Source organism: Psychrobacillus sp. 05T411 (genome assembly GCF_056396485.1).
On the sequence record NZ_JBFTLO010000068.1, the window covers coordinates 1 to 462 of the forward strand.

A 462-nucleotide genomic window follows, 5' to 3' on the forward strand; every position below is an offset into this window, starting at 1 on the left:
ATCCTGGGATATTCATGTTAAAATGCATTTGTACGTAGCTCCTTTTCATACTTGTTTCTCGACAATTCAAGTATAAAAGAAACAGAAGTTACGTGCATTTTTTTATGCACAATTGTAGGAAAACCCCAACAAATATTATAGAACCATATTATTTAAATCAAAAAAGAGACACCCATAAGGAGTGTCCCTAATTTAATTAATCCCGAAGAATTAAAGTTTTACGATATTTACTGCTTGTGGTCCACGTTGACCATCTTCGATATCAAATTCCACTTTTTGACCTTCGTCAAGTGATTTGAAACCGTCGCCTTGAATTGCTGAGAAGTGAGCGAATACGTCGTTTCCGCCTTCAACTTCGATAAATCCAAAACCTTTTTCTGCGTTAAACCATTTTACTGTACCTTGTGTCATGTAGATGACCTCCAATAATTGTAGTGAATAAAAAATTCACATATTACAAAA

Annotated in this window: 1 protein-coding gene; it reads right to left on the reverse strand. The window is 34.2% G+C overall.

Translation table 11 applies throughout. From position 1 onward, the window contains the following. Positions 1-210 precede the first annotated feature (210 nt). The gene (locus AC1DFT_RS20845) at positions 211-411 is read right to left on the reverse strand and encodes a cold-shock protein (RefSeq protein WP_093273989.1); all 201 of its coding nucleotides are present in this window, start codon (positions 409-411) and stop codon (positions 211-213) included. Between the last annotated feature and the right edge of the window lie 51 nt (positions 412-462).